The sequence below is a fragment of the Bradyrhizobium sp. STM 3809 genome, from assembly GCF_000239795.1.
Lineage (GTDB): Bacteria > Pseudomonadota > Alphaproteobacteria > Rhizobiales > Xanthobacteraceae > Bradyrhizobium.
This window is the reverse complement of sequence record NZ_CAFJ01000470.1, coordinates 1-6145: the sequence shown is the minus strand read 5'-3', so window position 1 is coordinate 6145 and position 6145 is coordinate 1. Positions and strand designations below refer to the sequence as shown.

Annotated in this window: 5 protein-coding genes; 4 read left to right on the top strand and 1 reads right to left on the bottom strand. The window is 67.6% G+C overall.

Going from position 1 to position 6145, the window contains the following annotated elements:
• Positions 1 to 305: 305 nt before the first annotated feature.
• Positions 306 to 1025 carry a GntR family transcriptional regulator gene (locus BRAS3809_RS21740; protein ID WP_008964186.1) on the bottom strand — a complete coding sequence of 240 codons (720 nt, stop codon included), beginning with the start codon at positions 1023 to 1025 and terminating at the stop codon, positions 306 to 308.
• 176 nt (positions 1026 to 1201) lie between these two features.
• Between BRAS3809_RS21740 and BRAS3809_RS21735 the strand changes: the two genes are divergently transcribed.
• The 4 genes from BRAS3809_RS21735 to BRAS3809_RS21720 are packed head-to-tail and all read left to right on the top strand — an operon-like array spanning position 1202 to position 5877.
• Complete coding sequence (locus BRAS3809_RS21735) at positions 1202 to 2095, top strand: VOC family protein (RefSeq protein WP_008964185.1); 894 nt, start codon at positions 1202 to 1204, stop codon at positions 2093 to 2095.
• Between the two features lie 26 nt (positions 2096 to 2121).
• Positions 2122 to 3660 carry a bifunctional 3-(3-hydroxy-phenyl)propionate/3-hydroxycinnamic acid hydroxylase gene (locus tag BRAS3809_RS21730; protein ID WP_008964184.1) on the top strand — a complete coding sequence of 513 codons (1539 nt, stop codon included), beginning with the start codon at positions 2122 to 2124 and terminating at the stop codon, positions 3658 to 3660.
• 31 nt (positions 3661 to 3691) lie between these two features.
• Entirely contained in the window at positions 3692 to 5011 is a 1320-nt protein-coding gene (locus tag BRAS3809_RS21725; RefSeq protein WP_008964183.1) for an MFS transporter, read from the top strand.
• 14 nt (positions 5012 to 5025) lie between these two features.
• Positions 5026 to 5877, top strand: a complete 852-nt coding sequence (locus tag BRAS3809_RS21720; RefSeq protein ID WP_008964182.1) for a fumarylacetoacetate hydrolase family protein — start codon at positions 5026 to 5028, stop codon at positions 5875 to 5877.
• The last annotated feature ends 268 nt before the right edge of the window (positions 5878 to 6145 follow it).

Sequence of the window (6145 nt, the reverse complement as noted above, 5' to 3'; positions counted from 1 at the left end):
CCCNGGAATGACCAGGGGAGAATGCGCGCAACTCTCTCCACGCGTCATTCCGGGGCGTTCGCGCGCAAAATGGCGCAGCCATTTTGAGGCAGCGCGAACGAGCCCGGAATCCATACCCACAGGCGGAGATGAGGCGCGAGATGGGCGTGGCACACGCGTCGGCCCCGCTGGCAGTCGGGCTATGGATTCCGGGCTCGCGCTGCGCGCCCCGGAATGACGAGGGGGAAGAGCCGGCGCGTCCCGGAGCATACGGGGGATGTACGAAGGATCGCGCTGGAGCTGATGCTCGGCGGGCGTCGCGAGGCCTAGCCCTCCCCGCCGTTCGCCTTCAACTCCGGAAAGATCGTCTCGTCCTGCAGGATGACGTCGGCCGTGCGCTGGTAGTGCGCTGTCAGCCGCGTGATGGCGCCGTCGACATCCGCGTTCAGCACCGCCTGCACGATTGCGGCGTGCTCGTCGCCGACGGCGCGTGACGGGAACGCCTTGCGGATCGACAGCCGGCGATAGCGATAGAGCTGGTCGGCGAGCTGGCCGCAGAACGCGATCAGCGACTGCGAGCCGCAGTTGTCGATCAGGACGCGGTGATAGATGCGGTGCAGCCGTTCCCACTCCGGATTGTCCTCGAAGGTGGTGGCGCTGAGCGAGCGCGGCGCGCGGCTCAGCCGATGCTGCGCCAGCACCAGCCGCTCCTCCCATTGCGGCGTCGCCGCCTTCATCGACTCGCGCAGCGCCAGCGCCTCGACCCAGCAGCGCGTCTTGGTCAGCTCGGCGAGCTCGGCGCGGCTGATGTCCTTGACGTAGAAGCCGCGCTGCTCGCGGACCTCGACAAGGCCGTCGGCGGTCAAACGATTGAGCGCCTCGCGCAGCGGCGTCTGGCCGGTCTGATACGCCTCGGTGAGGAAGCGCATCTGCAGCTTGCGCGACGGTGCCAGCCGCCCGGACAGCAGGTCCTCGCGCAACCGGTCATACACATGGCTTGCCTGGGTCGACGGGCCCTGCCCTTCGGCCTCGATCACCGCGTCCACGTTCGGTCTCCCCTCGGAATCGCCGCCTATGTATAGAGCTTGGCCTCGAAACATAAAATTTATAAATTATGATTGATTTCGATTTTTTATGTAATAAAAAGGTCGAGCCGGCTCGCCGGCCACCGCACAAGAACATCGCGCGTCGCTCCGCGGAGACCGCGCCGGAGGACTCGTCCATGACCCGATTTCCGGTCACGGCTCTGCGCAGCGTCGACCTTGGCACGCCCGATCTCGGGCGCTCCGAAGCGTTCTATCGCGAGGTGTGGGGGCTGGAGCCCGTGGCCACGGCGGACGGCGTCGTCTATCTTCGCGCGACCGGGAGCGACCATCACGTCGTCGCGCTGCACCGGAGCGACCGCACCGAGTTGAAGGCGGTGACGTTCCGTTTGGCCGAGGCCACTGATTTCGAGGCCATCGCGCGCAACGCCATCGATCAGGGCGCGACGCTGATCGCAGCCGCCGCGCCGAACCCGGCGCCGGATGGCGGCGTGATCCTGAGCCTGCGCAGCCCCGAAGGCTGCACGCTGCGCTTCGTCCACGGCGACCTCACGCACGAGGCCAGGCCATCGCGGCCGGAGTTGCCGGAGCGGCTCGCCCACGTCAATCTCAACAGCACCGACGTCGACCGCACCGCCGCCTTCTACGAGAAGGCGCTCGGCTTCAAGCTGACGGATCGCTCGGCCGCGATGGCCTTCGTGCGCTGCAATTCGGACCACCATGCGGTGGTCATCGCGAGCGCCAAGGTGAACAGCCTCAACCACGTCGCCTTCCTGATGCCGACCTGGGAGGGCGTGATGCGCGGCGCCGGCCGCATGATCGACGCCGGCTATCCGATCGCCTGGGGGGTGGGCCGCCATGGGCCGGGCGACAACGTGTTCGCCTATTTCATCGATCCCCAGGGCACCGTGATCGAATACACCGCCGAGGTGCTGCAGGTCGACGACGACTACATCGTGCGCGGACCGGAGCATTGGGTCTGGCCGCCCGGCCGCACCGATCAATGGGGCATTGCGCCGCCGAAGGCCGATCACGTCAAGGCCGCGCAACTCGCGGTCGGTTTCGCGTCCTGATCCTTCCAGCCAACGATTCAAGAGCCATGTCCGCATCGTCAGCAGAACACCATCGGGTCGTCATCGTCGGCTTCGGTCCGACCGGCGCCGTCACAGCGAGCCTGCTCGGCCGCGAGGGCATCTCCACGCTCGCGATCGACCGCGCCCGCGACATCTACGACAAGCCCCGCGCGATCGCGCTCGATCACGAGATCATGCGGCTGTTCGACAATCTCGGCATCGCCGCTGAAGTCGGCCGCTTCGTCGCACCATTTCCCGCCTCCGAGCATTTCGGCGCGCAGGGGCAATTGATCCGCCGCATCGACATGGTCGGCGAGCCCTACCCGCTCGGCTATACGCCGAGCATGGTGTTCACCCAGCCGCCGGTCGAGCAGGTGATGCGCGACCGTGTCGCCGGCTGTCCGTCGGTGACGGTCGAGCTCGGCACGACGCTGGTCGATATCCGGCAGGATGCGCAGCGCGCGACGGTCGTCCTGCAGCAGGACAACGGTACCACGCGCGACGTCACGGCCGACTACGTCATCGCCTGCGACGGCGCCTCCAGCACCGTCCGCCAGAAACTCGGCATCAGCTTCGACGATCTCGACTTCGACGAGCCCTGGCTGGTGGTCGATATCAACGTCAACGCCGGCGGTGCCGGCAAGCTGCCGAAGACCGCCGCTCAGTTCTGCAATCCCGCACGGCCGACCACCTACATCATCGGCCCCGGCAACCACCGCCGCTTCGAGATCATGCTCCGTCCCGGCGAGGACCGCCATGCGATGGAGCGGCCGGAGCAGGTCTGGCAACTGCTCTCTCCGTGGCTCTCTCCCGACGATGGCGAGCTGTGGCGCGCGGCGAGCTATCGCTTCCATGCTCTCGTCGCCAACCGCTGGCGGCAGGGCCGCGTTCTGCTGGCCGGCGATGCCGCGCATCAGCAGCCGCCGTTCATCGGCCAGGGCATGTGCCAGGGCCTGCGCGACGCCGCCAATCTCTCGTGGAAGCTCGTCCGTGTGCTGCGCGGCCAGTCACCTGACACGCTGCTCGACAGCTACGAGGCCGAGCGCGGCACCCATGTGCGCGAGCTCACGACGCGCATCAAGGCGATCGGCCGCGTCATCTGCGAGCAGGATCCGGTGGCCGCCGCGGCGCGCGATGCGCGAATCCTCGCCGAGGGCGGCGGTGCGCCGCGCACCATCACCCGGCAGGAGATCGTGCCGCCGCTGACGACAGGATTGCTCGCGTCGAAGCCGAATGCCGCCAACGGCACGCTGTTTCCGCAGCCCTGGATCGTCAGCGACGGCGGCCGCGCGCTGCTCGACACCATCGCCGGCAGCGGCTGGCGTCTCGTTCGCGACGGCCGCGCGGACATCGCCCATGACGCCGCGCCCCCGCCGGCCGGGATCACCGCCGTCACCATCGGCGGCAGCGGTCTGCAGGAGGAAAGCGGCGTGGTCGCGCGCTGGTTCGAACGCCACGGCTGCTGCGCCGCGCTGGTGCGGCCCGACCACTACGTCTACGGCGTCGCCAGGGACGCGCCGGAGCTCACGGCACTGCTGGGCGAGCTGCACGACCGACTGAACTGATCATAACAACAACATCGAACGGGGAAGCGCCATGACGACACCGACGGATACGACGAGCGGATCAGCAGGGGGACGCGCCATCGCCGTCCTCGTCATGCTGTTCCTGTTCCAGACGCTCAACTTCTTCGACAAGCTGGTGTTCGGCCTGTCGGCCGTGCCGATGATGAAGGAGCTGGGCCTCACTCCGAAGGATTTCGGCCTGATCGGCAGCAGCTTCTTCCTGCTGTTCTCGCTGTCCGGCATGGCCGTCGGCATGTTCGTGGTCGGCCGCTTCCCGGTGAAATGGCTGCTCTTGATCATGGCCGGCATCTGGTCGGCAACGCAGCTGCCGATCTTCTTCTCCGGCTCGATCGCCGTGCTGGTGATCTGCCGCATCATCCTCGGCGCCGGCGAAGGTCCCGGCCTGCCGACGGCGCTGCATGCCTGCTACAACTGGTTTCCGCAGGACAAGCGCAGCGTGCCGAGCGCCGTGGTGCTGCAGGGTATCAGCGTCGGCCTGCTCGCCGGCGGCCCGATCCTGACCTATGTCATCGTCAATTACGGCTGGCGCACCGGCTTCCTGTTCTGCGGCCTGCTCGGGCTTGCCTGGATGCTCGGCTGGTTCTTCGTCGGCGGCGAAGGCCCCTACTCCGCGCAGGCGCCGCAGGCCATGGCCAGCGACAAGGCGCTGCCGGCGCGCGTGCTGTGGGGCGATGCGACCGTGATCGGCGTCATCATCATGTCGACCGCATCGTATTGGATCGTCGGCATGTCCGCGACCTGGCTGCCGCCTTTTCTGCAGCTCGGGCTCGGCTACAAGCAGGTCGAGGTCGGCTGGATCATCTCAGGCATCTATCTTTTCCAGTCGCCGCTGCTGCTCGGCGGCTCCTGGCTGACGCAATATTTGCAGCGCCGCGGCTTCAGCCTGCGCGCCTGCCTCGGCCATGCCTCGGGGCTGGCACTGCTCGCCGCCGGCTGCGCCCTGCTGCTCAGCATCGTCACCACGGGCCCGCTGCAGCTCGCCTGCGTCGCCATCGCCTTCGCAGCCCCCAGCCTCACCACGATCTTCGGTCCCGTGGCGCTCGGCGCGATCGCGCCGGCCGTGCAGCGCGGCCGCCTGATCGTCGTGATCTATTCCGGCAATGCGGCCTCCGCGCTGGTCTCGAACGCGCTCACCGGCTGGATCGTCGGCGAGGCCGGCGGCAACGCGCCGCTCGGCTATGCCCACGCCATGACCTTCACCGCCGGCGTGCTCATCGTCGGTGCCCTCTCCGCCTTTGCGCTGATCTTCCCGGAGCGCACCATCGCGCGCTTCGCGCGGAATGCGCAGCAACCGACCTCCCCCTCCGCCGTCGCGGCGGTCTCGACCTGACCAGAGGACATCCCATGAAATTCGCGAGCTTTGAGATCAACAACGTCACGTCCTGGGGACTGGTCGAGGGCGATGAGATCGCCGATCTCGGCGCCGCCTTGCGCGATCGCTTCCCGGACCTGAAATCGGCGATTGCCGCGGACGCGCTGAAGGAGGCGGCGACCGCCGCGGCCGGCGCGAAGCGGCATGCCCTGTCGGCCATCACCTTCCTGCCGGTGATCCCGAACCCGGACAAGATCCTCTGTATCGGGTTGAACTACGAGACCCACCGCAAGGAGACCGGCCGCTCGGAGGTCGAGAACCCGACCGTGTTCGGCCGCTTCGCCAACAGCCAGACCGGGCACCTCACGAACATCATCCGCCCGCGTGTCTCGACCGATCTCGATTTCGAGGGTGAGCTCGCCATCGTCATCGGCAAGCCCGGCCGCTACATCCCGCGCAGCAAAGCCTTCCAGCACATCGCCGGCTATGCCTGCTACAACGAGGGCAGCGTGCGTGACTTCCAGCGCCACACGCATCAGTTCACGCCGGGCAAGAACTTCCCCGGCACCGGCGCGTTCGGCCCGTGGCTGGTGACCGCCGACGAGATCGACGATCTCGGCCCGCTCAGGCTGCAGACGCGGCTCAACGGCGAGGTCGTGCAGGAGGCGACGATCAGCCAGATGATCTTCGACATCCCGCGCCAGATCGAATATTGCTCGTCCTTCACCCGCCTCGAGCCCGGCGACGTCATCGCCACCGGCACCCCCGGCGGCGTCGGCTCCCGCCGCACACCCCCGCTGTGGATGAAGCCGGGCGACGTGGTGGAGGTCGAGATCGACCGCATCGGGCTGCTGCGCAACGGGATCGCCGACGAGGCGGTGTGATCGCCCCTTCGTAGGGTGGGCAAAGCAGCCGCCGAAGGCGGCAGTGTGCCCACCTCGAAGCGCAATGCTTTGGACTAACGGTGCCACCAAGTGCGCTGCCCGATACAGCGCCCTCTCCCCTTGTGGGAGAGGGCATCGCCAGCCTATCAACGCACCCGCTTGGGTGAGGGGTATCTCTCCGCGAGTAGCGCTCGGAGAAGCATACCCCTCACCCAACCGAGCTTGCTGCACTGTCCTACATGCCCTCTCCCACAAGGGGAGAGGGCGC

Coding starts and splice junctions, on each gene's coding strand:
- BRAS3809_RS21735 (WP_008964185.1), top strand. CDS start 1,202: ATGACCCGATTTCCGGTCACGGCTCTGCGCAGCGTCGACCTTGGCACG.
- BRAS3809_RS21730 (WP_008964184.1), top strand. CDS start 2,122: ATGTCCGCATCGTCAGCAGAACACCATCGGGTCGTCATCGTCGGCTTC.
- BRAS3809_RS21725 (WP_008964183.1), top strand. CDS start 3,692: ATGACGACACCGACGGATACGACGAGCGGATCAGCAGGGGGACGCGCC.
- BRAS3809_RS21720 (WP_008964182.1), top strand. CDS start 5,026: ATGAAATTCGCGAGCTTTGAGATCAACAACGTCACGTCCTGGGGACTG.